The sequence below is a fragment of the Pseudomonas sp. R84 genome, from assembly GCF_009834515.1.
GTDB lineage: Bacteria > Pseudomonadota > Gammaproteobacteria > Pseudomonadales > Pseudomonadaceae > Aquipseudomonas.
The window spans coordinates 3068066-3085093 of record NZ_CP019426.1 but is presented as its reverse complement, the minus strand read 5'-3'; the positions used below and the strand labels follow the sequence as shown (position 1 = coordinate 3085093).

The window sequence follows — 17028 nt, the reverse complement described above, 5'->3', positions numbered from 1 at the left end:
CCTGCGCACGCCGAAACGTGCGCAGGCTTTTCGCTGCTTACTCCAGCAGTTGCTGCAGGCTCGGGTCACGCATGACTTTCTGCAATGGCTGCGGCGTGGCGTTGTTGGTGGAATTGAGCATTTTCAGTTTCATATCCGACGCTTTGCTGCACGCGTTCTTGCCGTCGGCGTAGATGCCGCTCATGTTGCATTTCCACTTGAAGTAATTCACCAGACCGCCGGACAACTGCAGGCTGTAGTCAGTGCTTTGAGTGCCCGGCGTGAAAGCATGGCCGGCCGGAATGTTCTGGAACCACTTCATCCATTCAGGCGAACCCGGCTTCGGCGCATTGGCCTGGAACGTTGGATTCATGATCGCCACTTGCGGCGTTTCGGCGGTTGCATGGCAGCTCAGGCAGGAACTGTTGGGGTTGTCCACCGGACCATTGAGGCGACCGTTCCAGCCCAGATGGGTGGGTGGCAACTCCTGGGTCTTGGCGTTGATCGCGGTCTGTTGCAACGCGGGATTGATCTTGGTCTGCGTTGGTTGCGGGTTGGTGAAGTCGTTGCCGGTTTCTTCCGGATCGTTGCCCCACATGATCCCAACCGGGACGAGGTTGTCCCAGCCCGGCTTGCCGGTTTTCGCGCCGTTGTACTGAAAGGTGCCGAAGATCCAGCCCGTGGCGCTCATGCGCTGATCGCGCACGGCGATGTCCATCTGAATCAATGCGACATCTTTGACCTTGCGATTGGCCGACGTGAACGTTTCGGTGATGTAGCCCTTCCACAACACCGGATTCACCAGGAACGGCACGGTGCTGCGATCGATATCGGCGAACAGGGCTTTGCAGACTACGGTGCCGTCGGGGAAGCTGTTGGGTGCCGATGTGTACTTCGGATCAGGGTTGTTCGGGTCTTTCCAGACCTCTCCGATGGTATAGGCACCGATGTCATTATAGATGCCCACCGCGTAAGTCTGGCCGGTGGAGGTCTGCGTGGCGGCGAGTTGCTTGACCTGGATCTGCGCCTCTTTGGTCAGGCCGTGAATTCCTTCGCGTCCCAGCGGGCCGTAGTGCTGCCACGGCATGTGATACCACTGACGTTTTTTATTGTTCTGCACGTACCAATCAGCCTCGACGTTGCCTTCGAGGCAATAGGTTTTGACTTCCTCCATGTACGCACGCCAAGTCTCAAAATTGTTATCTGGCTTGGTTGGTAGATTCTTGAAAAAACCGGGTAGCGGTACTTGCGGCGCGGTTGCCGGGTAACTCTGGCTCAACTCGAACAATGGGCCAGAGTATTGGCTGGAAGGTGGCTGATAGCCGAAGTCAGGATAGACGCCGGCGAAGGTTGACGCGCTGAACAGCGCGGTGGTGACGGCCAGTACAGCCAGTTTTCCTTGGGGCTGGTTCATCGATGATCTCCTTGATTGGGACAACGCCCGCAATGGCAGGGCCTCCATTATTTTTCTGGTATCAGGGTCCCGGTCGTTCGCCGGGATACGGTCACGGTGCATGGCATTTGGCGTGGTTCACCTCCCGGTTTTCACTGGACGAACGAATACAGTCGCTCTCGACCGAAAGGCCTGGCGATCAACAGCGAGGGAAGTGAATGCGAGGGACGCAGGAATTACACGAGGGGGCTGGTTACCGACTCCTGTCGATCAGGCTACTGCTCTTCCTTGGTAATTAGGTGTAGGTGATTTCCAAAAAGACGCCACTATTTTCAGATCATTTTATAGGTAAAAGGCCACTACGCTTTTCGGCGAGCAACAAAAAACCCGCCGAAGCGGGTTTTTTGTTGAAACGACTAACGATCAGTCGTCGCGGCTCATGATGCCGAAGATCTGCAACAAGCTGATGAACAGGTTGTAGATCGATACATACAGGCTGATGGTCGCCATGATGTAGTTGCGCTCACCGCCGTGGATGATGGCGCTGGTCTGGAACAGGATGCACACCGACGAGAACAGCACGAAACCTGCGCTGATCGCCAGTTGCAGACCGCTGACCTGGAAGAAGAAGCTCGCCAGCGTTGCACCCAGCAACACGAAGAAACCAGCGGTGATGAAACCACCGAGGAAGCTCATGTCCTTACGGGTGATCAGCACGTAGGCCGACAGACCACCGAACACCAGCGCGGTCATCGCGAACGCCGAGCTGACCACTTCAGCGCCGCCCTGCATACCCAGGTAACGGTTGAGGATCGGGCCGAGCAGGAAACCCATGAAACCGGTCAGCGCAAAAGCGGACACCAGGCCCCACGCGGAATCACGGAGTTTGTTGGTGAGGAAGAACAGCCCGTAGAAGCCGATCAGCACCACGAAAATGTTCGGGTAGCCAACACGCATCTGCTGGGCAACGAAAGCCATGACGCCGCTGAATGCGAGAGTCAGAGCCAGTAGGCCGTAAGTGTTGCGCAGGACGCGGCTAACCTCTAGCTGCTCAGCCTGCACGCTGTTATTAACTGCGTAATCCTGTTCGCGCATGGCGACACTCCTGTTGGTTTGAAACGTTCAGTCGCAAAGATCATAACAGACGCTCTGTAACAAGCCATGCAGAGAGTTTGACAGTGTGTTTCATTCAGGTATTATGGCGCCCGCAACGCAACGGAGGTGTGGCCGAGTGGTTTAAGGCAACGGTCTTGAAAACCGTCGACTGTAACAGGTCCATGAGTTCGAATCCCATCGCCTCCGCCATCTTAAGTACGACAAAGCCCTGATTATTCAGGGCTTTGTCGTTTCTGGGGTTTGAGATTTCTGCCGCGCTGATTGAAAAACTACAAAACTTTCTGACCTTCTCTGCCGTCCTGCCGACCGTCACCAATCCAAAATCCTGCATCTCGTCGAAGTGCTGTAGCCAGATCGCTACCTCGGCAAGCTGCACGCGTTACTGCATCAGCAAGATGTTGAAGCCGCCGGTTACGCTGACATTTAATCAAAAGCCTCATCGAACCAACCTCCCTGCTTCGACCTAGCGATTGCAGCTTTTCTAGCTACGCTTGCCGACAAGAGTCTGGCGAAAGTACGCCTACTGCTTATCAGTCAAGGGAGCCAACATCCATGGATAGCATGCAGGGCGTTTATCCATCAGCAACCGTTCTGGTGGTCGACGATACCCCCGACAACCTGATGCTGATCGCCGAGTTACTCAAGGACAAATACCGGGTCAAGGCCGCCAACAGCGGTGAAAAAGCCTTGCGCCTTCTGCAGGCCGACCCGCTCCCCGATCTGATTCTGCTGGACATCATGATGCCGGGCCTGTCTGGTTACGACGTTGCCGAACGGCTCCAGCATGACGCCCGCCTCGCTCACATACCGATCATTTTCCTGACCTCCATGACGGCCACAGAGGACGAGATTCGCGGCTTGAGCCTCGGCGCCGCCGACTACATCACCAAGCCGATCATTCCTCCGGTGCTCATGGCCAGAGTGGAGACTCAGGTCAAGCTCAAGGCCGTCGCCGACTTTCTGCGCAATCAAAACGATTTTCTGGAACAGGAAGTGCAACGCCGTACCCGCGAAGTGATTGCCATCCAGGATGTCACCATCCACGCCATGGCCTCGCTGGCCGAAACCCGCGACAACGAAACCGGCAACCACATTCGCCGCACCCAGCACTACATAAAGTTGCTGGCCGAACGGCTGCGCGAGCACCCGCGCTTCCGTCACTTCCTCGACGAGGAAACCATCAAGCTGCTATTCAAATCCGCACCGCTGCACGATATCGGCAAGATCGGCATTCCTGATCGCATCCTGCTCAAGCCCGGACGTCTCACTCCGGAAGAGTTCGAGATCATGAAGACCCACACGACCTTGGGACGCGACGCCATCCAGCACGCCGAGGACCAGTTGGGAATCGACGTCGACTTCCTTCGCCTGGCCAAGGAAATCGCCTACGGCCATCAAGAAAAATGGGATGGCAGTGGCTATCCGCAAGGGCTGGCCACCGACGATATTCCGATCAGCGCGCGTTTGATGGCTGTGGCGGATGTCTACGATGCGCTGATCAGCCGCCGCGTATACAAGCCCGGCATGCCCCATGAGCAAGCAGTGGAAATAATCCGCGAAGGCCGAGGCAAACATTTCGACCCGGACATCTGCGATGCATTTCTGGCCAATGCCGGGCAGTTCCAGAACATTGCCGTGCAGTTCGCCGACAGTGACCAGGACATGGCCAGACAACTGGCCTTGCTTGAACAGATCGCTGACCAACCCTGAACCCTGTGTAGCACTCTGCCCCCTGTTGAACGAGGCCCTTTATGAACAGACTGTTCGAGATGCTCGAGCGCCTGTCCCTGCGCAGTAAATTGATCATCGGCTTCGCCGCGTTGCTGATATTGGTTCTGATACTGGGGGTGCAAAGCCTGCGTGCCCAGTATTCGCTCAGGAACGAAATGCAGCAGTTGTACCAGCAGGATCTGGTGGGTATCCAGCATGTGCAGGAAGTCCGGGTGCAGTTGCCGCATCTTTTGCTGGCCATGCAACGTGCGATCTCGACCAACAACGCGGACATCCGCATCAGCGCCAGAGCGCAGATGAATGTTGCCCAGGAACGACTCCACGAAGCCCTGGAACAGGTGCGCCCGACGCTGCGGCGACAGAGCAGTCTCAGCAGTCTGCTGGAATTCGAAATGCTCTTGCGGCGTCTGCAAAAAGACGGCGATGACGCCTTGGAATTCGCCGGCAAGGGCTCGCTGGGTCAAGCCTGGATGTTGCTCAACAGTAAGGATTTTCTCGCGCTGGAACAGGGCAGCGACGGGCTGCTCACGCAGATAGAGAACAACAAGCAAGCCGACATCCACGATACGGCGAAGAATCTGGCCGAATATGCGCAGCGCAGTACCACGATCACGTATGTGTTGCTGCTGGGCGGGTCGACGCTGGCGTTGCTGTTGACCTGGCTAGTCAGTTATTCCATTCGCGTGCCGCTCAATCGTGTCCGCGTGGCGGTGGACGAATTGGCGTCCGGCAAGCTGGACGGGCAAATCCCCCACACCGACCTTCGCAACGAAACCGGTGACCTCGCCCGTGCCATCGCCAAGTTGCAGGTGGAGGCTTGTCAGCTTGAGCGCCAGCGCTGGGTTAAAAACCACACTTCACTACTGCAAGTGGCTCTGCAACAGGCGGAAACGCCGCAGCAGTTGGCCCAGGCTTTTTTTAGCCAAATCGCGCCGCAACTGGGCATGTGCCAAGGGGCGCTTTACGTCCTCTATGAAGGCGCCTCGCGCCTTCGACTGGTTGGCGGTTACGCGGTGGACAATGAGCATCCTCTGCCCGTTGAACTTGAGCTCGGTGACGGCTTGCTTGGCCAGTGCGCACTGGATCGTCAACCTCGCCACCTGCAGAATCTGCCCAAAGCGTTTTGGCATGTACGCACGCAGTTGGGCGCAGCCCCCGCCAGCGTCCTGATGGTTCAACCCGTGCTGCGTGGCGAACGCCTGCTCGGGGTGGTGGAAATGGCCGGTTTTCGCCAACTGGAAGAGAACGAAGCGCTGCTCTTGCAAGAAGTGCTGCCCAGGCTGGCCGGTGCCATGGCCATCATGGAACGCAGTGAAGCAGCCCAGGCGCTGCTGCTGGAGACTCGCCGTCAGGCGGACGAAATGGGCGCGCAGACCTTGCAACTGGAACATCAGGCCAGCGAACTGGAGGCCCAGCAGGCAGCATTGCGCGCCACCGAGGCCTGGTATCGCGGCATCATCGAGGCAGCACCGGACGGTATGCTGGTGCTGGGGGCTGACGGTCGCATTCTGATGACCAACCCGCAAATGGACAGCCTGTTTGGTTATGCCCCCGGCGAGTTGATTGGCGCCAGCATCGAGCGTCTGGTGCCGCAGGCTGCGCGCGAGCGCCATGTCAAATTGCGCGACGGGTTCATTGCCAGCGGCGGCACCCGGCAGATGGGTGGCGACCTGGAGGATCTGAGCGGCGTGCGCAAAGACGGCAGCCTGTTCTCCGTGGAAATTGGCCTGTCCCACCTGCCCCGCCTGGAGGGTCGTGGCGTCTGCGTCTGTGCCTCGGTGCGCGACGTGAGTGAACGCCGGGCGATGGAAGCCAGACTGCGCACTGCCAGCGATCGCCTGAACCTGGCGCAAGAGGCTGGCGACATCGGTCTGTTCGATGTGGATCTTATCAGCGGCACAAACTATTGGACGCCCCAGCTCGAAACCCTGTTTGGTCTTGAACCAGGCGCCTTCGGCGGAACGCTGCAGCACTGGCAGGCGCTGGTGCATCCCGAGGATGTGGCGCGGGTCCGCAGCACCTTCGAGAGCGCCGTGCAGAGTGGCGATGATCGCGTCGAATTCGACTTTCGCATCGTGCGCAAAAATGACGGGCAGATACGCACGTTCCGCTCGCTCAACCGTTTCTCACGCACACCGGACGGCAAACCATTGCGCGCAACCGGCATCAACATCGACGTGACAGCGCTGGCAGAAGCAAGAGCAGCGGCCGAAGAGGCCACTCAGGCAAAGAGCGAGTTCCTTGCCAACATGAGCCATGAGATCCGCACGCCGATGAACGCCATCATCGGCATGAGCCACCTGGCGCTGCGTACCCAGCTGGATAATCGCCAGCGCAACTACATAGAAAAGGTGCATCGCTCGGCGGAGAACCTGCTGGGAATCATCAACGACATTCTCGATTTTTCCAAGATCGAGGCCGGCAGGATGAGCCTCGAACAGGCGCCATTTCGCCTGGAGGACGTGCTCGACAGCTTTGCCGCCATGATTGGTCTGAAGACCGAGGACAAGGGTCTGGAGTTGTTGTTCCAGATCCCGCCTGACCTGCCCACGGCCCTGCTCGGCGATCCCCTGCGGCTGGGGCAAGTGCTGATCAATCTGGGCAACAACGCGGCCAAGTTCACCGAGCACGGTGACATCGTGGTCGGCGTGGAAGAAGTGGGTTCAGACAACGAACACGTGCAACTGCACTTCTGGGTGCGCGACACGGGCATCGGCATGACTGCCGAGCAGTGTTCACGCCTGTTCGAGTCGTTCAGTCAGGCTGACAGTTCGATCACTCGCAAGTACGGCGGCACCGGGCTCGGCTTGTCCATCTCGAAGAAGCTGGTGGAGCTGATGGCCGGCCGAATCTGGGTGGAAAGCCAACCTGGAGTCGGCTCGACATTCCATTTCCAGGTGCAACTCGGCGTGCAGCAAGGCGCGCAACCGCGCCGTATGTTCAAAGCCGGCGAGCTACTGGGGATGCGGGTACTGGTCGTGGATGACAATGCCAGTGCGCGTGAAATTCTCTCGGGCATGGCGCGCAGCTTTGGCCTGGAAGTGGATGTCGCGCAGAGCGGTAGTCTGGCCCTGCGCATGTTGGCCGACGCCGAGCACAAGGCACTGCCTTACAATCTGGTCTTGATGGACTGGCGGATGCCCGGCATGGATGGCATGGAAGCCGTGAGCAAAATGCATTCCGCCAGCCTGATGCGCACGCCATCGGTGATCATGATCACCGCATTTGGACGCGAAGAAGCCCGCGAAGAAGCCGAGCGTCAAGGCATCCAGTTGCCGGTGGTGCTGACCAAGCCCGTCACGCCGTCCTCGCTGCTCGAAGCCATCGGCGTGGTGCTGGGCCGAGAAACACTGAGTGACACGCGAACGGGCGAACGCTCCCAGCACAATGCCAACACCGTCGCCAGCCTCAATGGCGCGCGGCTGCTTCTGGTCGAAGACAACGATCTCAATCAGGAACTGGCCAGCGAGCTGCTGGAAAGTGTCGGGATACGCCTGCGACTCGCCACACACGGTCAGGAGGCGCTGGACATCCTCGCCGAGGATGGCGACTTCGATGGCGTGTTGATGGATTGCCAGATGCCGGTGATGGATGGCTACACGGCAACCCGACAAATTCGCCAACAACCGCGCTTCAACACTTTGCCAGTGATCGCCATGACCGCCAACGCGATGGACGGTGACCGCGAGCGCGCCCTCGAATGCGGCATGAACGACCATATCTCCAAGCCACTCAATGTCGAAGCGATGTTCGCCACCCTGGCAAAATGGATCAAGCCACAAACCGCTCAAGCATCGCTGAACGCAGGGTTCGCCGATGGCTTGCCAGAGCGTCTTGAGGGCATCGACCTCGCGGCGGGTCTCGCCACCTGCATGGGGCGGCGGGATCTCTACTTGCGCCTGCTCTGCAAGTTTCGCGACACCCAGACAGGCTTTATCGAGCAGTTCCACACCGCACGGATCGATCCGGATGCTGGCGCCGCTGAACGACTGGCGCACAGTTTGCGCGGCACCGCCGGCAACATCGGCGCCAAGGCCTTGGCGCAAGCCAGTGCTTTACTGGAACAGGCCTGCCATGACGGCGAGCCTGACGCGCAGGTACAAGCGCTGGCGAAGCAAGTCGAATATTGCCTGCATCCGATTCTGGTCGCACTGGCCGACCTCAAGACAGACACACCGGCCAGCACAGGTGACGACCTGCTGAACGACTCGGCAATCAACGAGCAACTGAACAGACTCGTGGGTCTTTTGGACGAAGGTGACACGGCGGCTTTGGATGCGCTCGCGGGACTGCGCAACATGCGACTTGGTCGGGCGTTAGAAGAGCGCCTGGCTCTGGTCGCGGTACAGGTGGAACGGTTCGATTTCGATCGGGCTTTGAAGCTTTTGCAGGATGGGTGATTTGAGGAAGGACTGTAGCTGAGCTTTTTTGGCCGATAGCTGCTGCTGTCGAACGATCGTTTTTGTCCAGAAGCGGCCATCGCGTGCCTACAAAAGCAGAAGCTGCTTACAGCGATTCCGGATTACTCAGGTGATGCTGACTCGTAAAACGCTTCATTAGCAAGGTTCGAACGGTCGACACATCTCTAAATCAAGACTTGCATGATGCCGACAGCATCAAATAGCCATTACATAAGAGACCTGATTTGCCTGATACTACGCGCCGCAACTTGGCCTTAATCAGGAACACTCTCTCATGGACGATTTTTTGCAAACTGTGGCTCTGCTGCGCGCGAGGTATCAGCGCCCTGCAGACTTCAACCTCTTCTCCGTACTCCGCAGCGCGAGTGACGAGGTTCGGCTTCACTCGCGCTACCTCGCCTTTTTGCTCGACCCAAAGGCAACCCACAATAAAGGAACAGCGCTGCTGAATCTCTTATTGAAGCGACTGGGCATCCAGAACTTCGACTCAGAGAATGCGATTGTCGAAGTCGAGTACCAGAACATCGACATCTTGGTCCGCAACCAGTCCAAGCAGGCAGTGATCATCGAGAACAAGATCTACGCTGGCGATCAGGACGAGCAGCTCTGGCGCTACCACCAGCGAATGCAAGCGGAAGGCTATGGCGAGATTTGGACCACGTATCTCACCCTGGATGGTTCCGAGCCCAGTGAACAGAGTCGCAAGTCGCTGCCTGTAGTTCTTCTCAGCTATGAAGCTGAGATCATCGCTTGGTTGAAAGACTGCATCCCACTGGTTGCCCGCGAGCCCGGCGTGCGGGAAAGCGTTTTCCAATACATCGAACTACTCCAAAAGCTGACATCCAGTGACCAGGGTGAGATCTATATGAGCAAGCTAAAAGAACAGATCCTGCTTGGCGAGAATCTCTTCGTGATCGCCGACATCAACCACGCATTCAAATCCGTACTGGTCGATCTGCAACTCGATATTTGGGAGCGCATGACGGCTTACCAAGGGAGCCATTATCCGCAACTCGGCAAGCCCGAAAATTCGGCCACGAAGGAGGCTATTTCCGCCTATTACAAAAAGGCCAAAAACAGCAAATACATTGGCCTCACTTTCCCCTTCACATTTATGAATGGTGGCGTGTACATCGAACTCGACCACCGCCTTTACGTTGGCTACTACTGTGACGGTGAGCAGTTCCCGGAAGATCGTGAGCAACTTTTGGCGCTGAGTCGAGAAATCGCACCCAATACTCGGAATTCGGGAAAAATGTTTTGGAAGTACTCTACGTTTAATGTGAACCTACATGCCCCTTCCAACGAGGACCTGGCCCTTCTCCGAGATCCGGAAACAAGGGATTCGATTGCCGTCAACCTGATCGATGACGCTCACGAGCTGTGGCAGCGCGCTCACCAGCAGTTCGCCTGACGAACAAAAAGGCGCAAAAAGGGGACTGATTTATTTCTCAGAAAATAAATCAGCCCCCTTTTCTCCTTTTCTTCTCCGCTTTCCGAACGTCTGCTTTTGGCCACCCTCTGCCTGTCACGATGGGCGGAATTCGGCCAGAAACGGTTACTAATGCGCGTCCCCTTTTAGCTTTTCAATTATGAGATACAAGCACTAATGAAAACCATATTTGAAGACATCATCACGCGATATGGCACAAAGCGCGCAGAGTTTATCGCAGAGACTTGGCCGAAAAACCCAAAATGGCTTGATTTCATCAAGGTGTCGGACGCCCCAAGAGCGGAGGAGTACTTTGATCAGGAGATGGAGTTTTACAGGGCGTTCGAACTGGAAATTGATGCTATTCCCAAATTGAGAAATAAAAAAATCAGCGCACCTCAATGGGAGGAGGTTGTTCACTTTTTAAAAATTCACAACGAGAGACTATCATCTCAGATTGATAACTCGACGACGCTCACCGCCACCTTCGTTTTTATGGGGTCTCTATTTCTTCTACTTGCAAACTACATCACCAATATTTTCTACATCCCATTTGCATTCCTGTCTGTTTTCGCCATACAGATTTTTCTACAGCGGATGGGCCGTCGGCATGAGCTGGCTAGAAATAAAGAGCTTGTGATTATTATCGAGAATTACATCAAAAAGTGCCGCACATCTTCTTAAATTAATTTGTAGTGAATCGCCCTGGGTTTCGTAGATGGCGACTGTCCGCTCTTTGCCGAAAGCTGCCACACGCCAACCGTCACCAATCTGTTGACCCGTGATTCGACTAAGGAGAAGCGATCGGAACGTATTGGCCCGGATCGCTCCGAAGTGAAGCAACCGTGTTGTCAGGGCGCAATTGTCCACGACTTGCCAAGTGCCAGCCGGTGCCCATCGTCAACCCTTAGGCGAGAGAGAAGGCTTTTGGGCGCAGACAGAGAAAAGAACACCCAGTGCCCAGAACCATCAGCCATGGGTTCGTTGTCGGCGACATAAAGCGCAACCTCGCTCTCAGGCATTTTTAGGGCAACAGACAGTTCCGCTTGGGTCAACTTTCGATAATCATTCATCAGATCACTCCTTGATCCCGGCTCCATGCCGGTCCTATAGCAATAGCGCAAAAACTGGAATCCCTCCACCGCCCGGGCATGCACCGGCGTATTCCGCGCCCCCTAAAGCCCCCAATTCACACAACAACCCTTATGTAACCCAAAAACACGCCGATACCGTCGAGCAGCACGGAAGCACCGCAGCAGCACTGACTCCCTAGAAGGAAGGAACCCGATCAATGTTGGAATACCTCTGGCGCAGCATTCATTCCCCGGACTACTTGCCCAACGTACTGGAGTGGATGCTCCATATTCTCCTCAGCCCGTTCATGGTGATCATGTGCCTGATGGTCGGCGCGCTGGCCGGTAAATGGTGGCGGGCACTGCCCTACGGGAGTCTGATTTGTTATGTGGTCTTTCTGAGCCGGTCCTCTTTCTATCGGTGGGAAAGCATTTTCCCCTTAGCCGGCTTGCCTGCGCTGGCGATAGATGGCGCTCCTTGGTTTTTATTTGAAAGGAGTACTCAGAACCCGCGCAGACGCAAAACCCGAAGGCCATTGGCTGCGCAGGCTTTATCAAGGCCTTAAGGTCTTTCTGCTGACGGTCATGGTGATGTTCTGGGGATTGGTCGTGCTGTTTGTCGTGGTCTTCACTGTCTCGGTCGCGACCCAACCGTCAGTGGCGCATTGATCAGCCTTCTGCTTGATCAGACAAATCGGGACTCCGGATCGCCGGAAACAGCGCTCGAATGAGCTGCCGACTCAACAAGATGAACTTCAGTGGCGTTGCGACCCGCCAGCCAGGCAAGTACAGACGCGGCGATCAACACCGCAGCACTGAGCTCGAATGTGGCTTTGTATCCGCTCAGGTCAAAAGCCAGACCGCCAATGATTGCGCCTCCGGCGATCGCCAGTTGCACAATGGCGACGAGCAAACCGCCTCCGGCTTCCGCATCATCCGGCAGCGTCTGCGCCAGCCATGTCCACCAGCCGACCGGCGCGGCCGTGGCGACGAGTCCCCAGAGGCCGAGTAATACGGCGGTCAGCAGCGGTGATTTGCCGAAGCTGACCAACGCCAGCGCGATGGCCGCCATGATCAGCGGGATGACGGTCAACGTGCGGTACAGGCCACGGCCCATAAACCTTTCGATCAGAAAGGTGCCGATAAAACCGGCCAGTCCCAGCCCCAGCAGCATCAAGGACAAGGTTGAGACACTGACGCCCGTTACGCCTTCAAGAAAGGGCCGCAGGTAGGTGAACAGCATGAACTGGCCCATGAAAAAAACGCTGACGGCGACCATGCCCAAGGCCACTGGCAATTGCTTCATCAGCCGCAAAACGTTGCCGCTGCCTGCCTGACGCTCCGCCTTGAAGGACGGCATACTCATCAGCAGCCACACGGCGGCCAGCACTGCGACCGGAACCACGCAAAAGAATGCCCCGCGCCAGCCGATCAGCGAGCCGAGAAAGCTCCCCGCCGGAGCGGCGATGACCGTCGCCAGGGCGTTACCGCCATTGACGATGGCCAGCGCTCGCGAAACCTGTTCAGGCTGCACCAGACGCATTGCAGTCGCCGCCGACAATGACCAGAAACCGCCGATCGCGATCCCGATCAGCGCACGTCCGAACATGAATGACGGGTAGCCTGGCGCGACCGCGACGACCGTACCAGAGACGATCATCAGCAAGGTCAGGCCCAGCAGCAGCTTCTTGCGTTCGACGCGAGCAGCGACCGAGGCAATCAACAGGCTGGTGATCAAGGCAAAGGCACCGGACACGGAAATCCCCTGCCCGGCCTGGCCTTCAGTGATGTGCAGGTCTGCGGCGATCGGCGTCAGCAGGCTGACCGGCATGAATTCTGAAGCTACCAAAGCGAATGCGGCCAACGACATGGCCAGCACAGCGCTCCAGCCGCCTGTTCTTTTAGAAGGATCTGTAGAAGGAATCGTCATGGGAACTACCTGTGGTGCGAAAACGTGTGGGTGTGATGCGCAGGGGCTCAGGCCTTTTTTCGCCTTTGCGGGCACTGCCCCTGTAACAGATAGACACATTCTCCCGGTCAATCCGGCCCTTCCCTAGCGCATTCCTCTTGAATGCTTGCCTGATCCTCTGAGGATGCAGGGTGATGGATAGGAAACGTCTCGCGCGCGGATTAGAGTTCGGTCAACAGGAGTGACCCGCCATGATCGATACCCCACTGCGTCAGGAATCACCGTTGGCGCTGAACATTGACCCGCGCGTGAGCGCACCGGGTGACTTCGCCACGGCCATCCCCGGCTTGTCGCTGTTTCGTCGCGACCAACCGGCGCCCCCGGCCGTGTGCATGATCGAACCGAGCCTGATTCTCGTCGGTCGCGGCGAAAAGCGCTTGTGGGTGGGTGGCGAGGGTTACAGCTATGACCCTTCGCGGTTTCTGGTGACCTCACTGGATCTACCCGCCAACTCCGAAGTGATGCTTGCCAGTCCCGAACAGCCCTGTGTCGGCCTCGTGCTGAAACTGGATGTGAGCATGCTCGCCGAAGTCATCACCAAGAGCGGCTTGCCGGCCAAGCGGCAGCCAGCAACGGGCACGGGCGCCGCGATTGGCAGCCTGTCGTCTGCGCTGGAGGGCGCGCTCGATCGGCTGCTGGCATTGCTCGATGAGCCCGAGGCCATCCCGGTGCTGGCGCCGCTGGTTCTGCGCGAAATCCACTATCGGTTGCTCCACACCGATCAAGGCACACGCCTGCGGCAGATCACTGCCGTCGATGGCCAGGGTTATCGCATTGCCAAGGCCATTGACTGGCTCAAGGTCAACTACACCGATGCCCTGCGCATCGACGATCTGGCCGCGCGGGTGCAGATGAGCGCGCCGACCTTTCACCATCATTTCCGCCAGCTCACTGGCATGAGTCCGCTGCAGTACCAGAAATGGCTGCGGCTCAACGAAGCGCGGCGGCTGATGCTGGTCGAGCGCCTCGACGTTTCGCGGGCGGCGTTTGCGGTCGGCTATGAAAGCCCTTCGCAGTTCAGCCGCGAATATGGCCGCCTGTTCGGCACCGCGCCGAGTCGAGACATTGCCCTGTTGCGCGGGCAGCCGTTCGAGGCAGAAGCGCTCAGTACAGTAGCGAATTGAACGAAAAACGCTGATGCGCCTCGCCGCGCGTCACCGAACATAACAATGCAAGTCAACCGATGATCAGCGGGTGAACCATGGAACTACGAATCAACCAGAAGACCTATCAGGTCGATGCCGACGCCGATACGCCCTTGCTGTGGGTGATCCGCGATGATCTGGGCATGACCGGGACCAAATACGGCTGCGGATTGGCGCAGTGCGGCGCCTGTTCGGTGCTGGTGGATGGCAACGTCGTGCGCTCGTGCGTCACGCCGGTGGCCGGTGTGGTCGGCCGCGAGGTCACCACCATTGAGGCCATCGAAAGCGATGACGTGGGCAAACGGGTGGTCGCGACCTGGGTCGACCTGCAGGTCGCGCAGTGCGGCTACTGCCAGTCCGGGCAAGTGATGGCCGCCACCGCGCTGCTCAAACAAAACCCTAAACCGAGTGATGCGCAGATCGAAGCGGCGATGGTCAATCTGTGCCGCTGCGGCACTTACAACGCCATCCATGCCGCCGTGCATGAGCTGGCCGGCAAGGGAGACGCGTGATGAACGTTCGAATCGACCCTGCACTGCAAGCCTCAGCACTGGATCTGCACGAACCGATCAATGTTTCGCGCCGACGTTTTCTCACCGGTACCGCCGTCGGCGCCCTGGTTCTCGGCTTCGGCTTGCCGCTCGGTGCGACACGCGTGCAAGCTGCCGTTGCGGCGGCGACGGCCGAGCGCGGCACGCAGGTCCCGGCGTTTCTCGAGATTCGTCCGGACAACCGCGTGCGTCTGCTCTGCCCGTTCATGGAAGGCGGGCAAGGCACGTTCACCGCTATGGCGCAAATCGTCGGCGAAGAACTGGATGCCGATCCGTCGACCTTCCTGGTCGAAGCCGCACCGCCCGGCGAAGCCTATGTGGTGCTGGAAAACGGCATGCGCATCACCGGCGGCAGCATGTCGGTGCGCATGAGTTACCCGGTCATGCGCCGCCTCGGCGCCCTCGCCCGCGCCATGTTATTGCAGGCCGGTGCGCAGCAACTTGGCGTGCCGGTGAGCGAGTTGGGCACCGAGCCTGGCAAAGTCGTGCACGCCAAGTCGGGCCGCTCGCTGGCCTACGGTGAACTGGCTGAGCGGGCGATGGATCTGCCGGTTCCCGATCCTGCTTCGGTGCAACTGCGTGATCCGAGCCAGTTCCGCTGGATCGGCAAACCGGTGAAGCGCCTCGATGCTTACGACAAGTCCACCGGCAAGGCGCTGTACAGCATCGATCTGAAAGTCGACGACATGCTCCATGCTGCCGTGCAACATGCCCCGCGCTTGGGCATGACGGTCGGCAACCTGCGCAACGAAGAGCAGGTCAAGGCAATGAAAGGCGTGCATTCCGTGCATCGTCTGCCGGGTGCCGTGGCGGTGCTCGCCGAGCGCTGGTGGCATGCCAAACGTGCCGTCGAGGCGATCCAGGTCGACTGGCAAGAGCCAACGGCCGAGAGCAAAGTGCGGCCGATGCCCGCCGACTTTTCCAGCGATGCCTGGTTCAAGCGCCTCGCTGAAGATAAAGGCCCGGCCAAAGATGATGAAAACCAAGGCGACGTGGCTTCGATCCTCAAGGATTCCAAGACCCGCATCGACGCCACTTACCACAACCAATACCTGAACCACGGTCAACTGGAACCGCCTTCGGCGCTGGCCCGATTCAACCCGGACGGTTCGCTGGAAGTCTGGTTGCCGAATCAGGCGCCGGACATGTTCCGTGCCGACATCGCCAAACGCACGGGCCTCGATCTTTCGCGCATCACCTTGCATTCGCCGCTGCTGGGCGGGTTCTTCGGTCGGCATTTCCTCTACGATTCGGCTAGTCCCTACCCTCAGGCGATTGCGCTGTCCAAGGCCGTTGGCCGTCCGGTCAAACTGATCTGGAGTCGCGAAGAAGAGTTCCTGCGTGACGTGCTCCGTCCCGTGGCTGCGGTGAACTTCCGCGCCGCGCTGGACAACGACGGCTGGCCGCTGGCAATCGAAGCGATCAGTGCCACCGAAGGCCCGACCGAAGCCCTCGCCGGCAAGCAAGGAGAAAAACTCGACCCCACGGCGCTTGAAGGGTTGTCGGGCAAAACCTATGCGATCCCCAACAAGCGCATCGCGCAGATCTACGTCAAAGGCCCGGCGATGCTCGGTTACTGGCGTTCGGTGGGCAATTCGCTCAACGACTTCTTTTATGAATCGTTCCTCGATGAACTGGCCGATAAGGGTGGCAAAGACCCGTTCGACTTGCGCCTGCATCTGCTGCGTGACAACCAACGCCTGACCACTTTGCTGCAAGCGGTGGGTGAACTGTCCGGAGGCTGGAAGCGCGGGCCGTTTACCGCCGAAGACGGCAGCAAACGTGCGCGCGGCGTGGCCATGGCTTCGCCGTTCGGAACGGAGACAGCGGTGATCGCCGAGGTGTCCATCGAGAACGGCCAGGTCAAGGTGCACGACATCTGGCAGGCGATTGACCCGGGCAGCATCGTCAACCCGGCGATTGTCGAGGCGCAGGTCAATGGCGCTGTAGCGCTGGGGTTGTCGCAAACCCTGATGGAAGAAGCCGTGTGGATTGATGGCAAACCCCGGGCGCGCAACTACGACTTGTATCCGATTCTGCCGCCTGCGCGGATGGCGCGGGTCCACGTGCGGGTGGTCGAGAGTGGAGAAAAAATGGGCGGCATCGGTGAACCGCCGTTGCCCGCGGTCGCGCCCGCCGTCGCTAACGCGGTGGCAAGGCTAACCGGTCAGCGGGTGCGCAGCCTGCCCATGAGCCGACACACCTTCACTTGATCAGC

11 protein-coding genes, 1 tRNA gene and 1 pseudogene are annotated in these 17028 nt (G+C 58.4%); 9 read left to right on the top strand and 4 right to left on the bottom strand.

Annotated features, from left to right (window positions below; all coding sequences use genetic code 11):
- Window positions 1–37: 37 nt before the first annotated feature.
- Window positions 38–1393: a hypothetical protein gene (locus PspR84_RS13695; RefSeq protein ID WP_160057668.1), complete on the bottom strand. Its 1356-nt coding sequence runs from the start codon at window positions 1391–1393 to the stop codon at window positions 38–40.
- A gap of 402 nt (window positions 1394–1795) precedes the next feature.
- Complete coding sequence (locus tag PspR84_RS13690) at window positions 1796–2467, bottom strand: Bax inhibitor-1/YccA family protein (RefSeq protein WP_007915443.1); 672 nt, start codon at window positions 2465–2467, stop codon at window positions 1796–1798.
- Window positions 2468–2589: 122 nt separating this feature from the next.
- Here PspR84_RS13690 and PspR84_RS13685 point away from each other — a divergent pair.
- From PspR84_RS13685 to PspR84_RS13665, 5 genes are all read left to right on the top strand, one after another.
- Window positions 2590–2677: transfer RNA gene (locus PspR84_RS13685), tRNA-Ser, on the top strand.
- Between the two features lie 363 nt (window positions 2678–3040).
- Complete coding sequence (locus PspR84_RS13680; RefSeq protein WP_160057667.1) at window positions 3041–4198, top strand: two-component system response regulator; 1158 nt, start codon at window positions 3041–3043, stop codon at window positions 4196–4198.
- Window positions 4199–4239: 41 nt separating this feature from the next.
- Window positions 4240–8619: a response regulator gene (locus PspR84_RS13675; protein ID WP_160057666.1), complete on the top strand. Its 4380-nt coding sequence runs from the start codon at window positions 4240–4242 to the stop codon at window positions 8617–8619.
- A gap of 295 nt (window positions 8620–8914) precedes the next feature.
- Complete coding sequence (locus PspR84_RS13670; RefSeq protein ID WP_160057665.1) at window positions 8915–10054, top strand: PD-(D/E)XK nuclease family protein; 1140 nt, start codon at window positions 8915–8917, stop codon at window positions 10052–10054.
- 195 nt (window positions 10055–10249) lie between these two features.
- Window positions 10250–10756, top strand: a complete 507-nt coding sequence (locus tag PspR84_RS13665) for a hypothetical protein (RefSeq protein ID WP_160057664.1) — start codon at window positions 10250–10252, stop codon at window positions 10754–10756.
- Window positions 10757–10923: 167 nt separating this feature from the next.
- On the opposite strand, the gene PspR84_RS13660 is transcribed toward PspR84_RS13665, so the two are convergent.
- A complete protein-coding gene (locus PspR84_RS13660; RefSeq protein WP_095112016.1) occupies window positions 10924–11145 on the bottom strand; it encodes a hypothetical protein in 222 nt (73 codons plus the stop codon).
- A 218-nt stretch (window positions 11146–11363) separates the two neighbouring features.
- Between PspR84_RS13660 and PspR84_RS13655 the strand changes: the two are divergent.
- Window positions 11364–11814 (top strand): annotated as a pseudogene (locus tag PspR84_RS13655) (hypothetical protein).
- 16 nt (window positions 11815–11830) lie between these two features.
- Here the strand turns inward: PspR84_RS13655 and PspR84_RS13650 are convergent.
- Window positions 11831–13075: an MFS transporter gene (locus tag PspR84_RS13650; protein WP_160057663.1), complete on the bottom strand. Its 1245-nt coding sequence runs from the start codon at window positions 13073–13075 to the stop codon at window positions 11831–11833.
- Window positions 13076–13305: 230 nt separating this feature from the next.
- Here PspR84_RS13650 and PspR84_RS13645 point away from each other — a divergent pair, with 230 nt between their 5' ends.
- The 3 genes from PspR84_RS13645 (at window position 13306) to PspR84_RS13635 (ending at window position 17023) form a co-directional block, all read left to right on the top strand.
- On the top strand, window positions 13306–14238 hold the full coding sequence (locus tag PspR84_RS13645; RefSeq protein WP_160057662.1) for an AraC family transcriptional regulator: 933 nt from the start codon (window positions 13306–13308) through the stop codon (window positions 14236–14238).
- A 77-nt stretch (window positions 14239–14315) separates the two neighbouring features.
- Window positions 14316–14771 carry a (2Fe-2S)-binding protein gene (locus PspR84_RS13640; RefSeq protein WP_007915396.1) on the top strand — a complete coding sequence of 152 codons (456 nt, stop codon included), beginning with the start codon at window positions 14316–14318 and terminating at the stop codon, window positions 14769–14771.
- Window positions 14771–17023 carry a molybdopterin cofactor-binding domain-containing protein gene (locus PspR84_RS13635; RefSeq protein ID WP_160057661.1) on the top strand — a complete coding sequence of 751 codons (2253 nt, stop codon included), beginning with the start codon at window positions 14771–14773 and terminating at the stop codon, window positions 17021–17023. The genes PspR84_RS13640 and PspR84_RS13635 overlap by 1 nt, the downstream gene beginning before the upstream one ends.
- The last annotated feature ends 5 nt before the right edge of the window (window positions 17024–17028 follow it).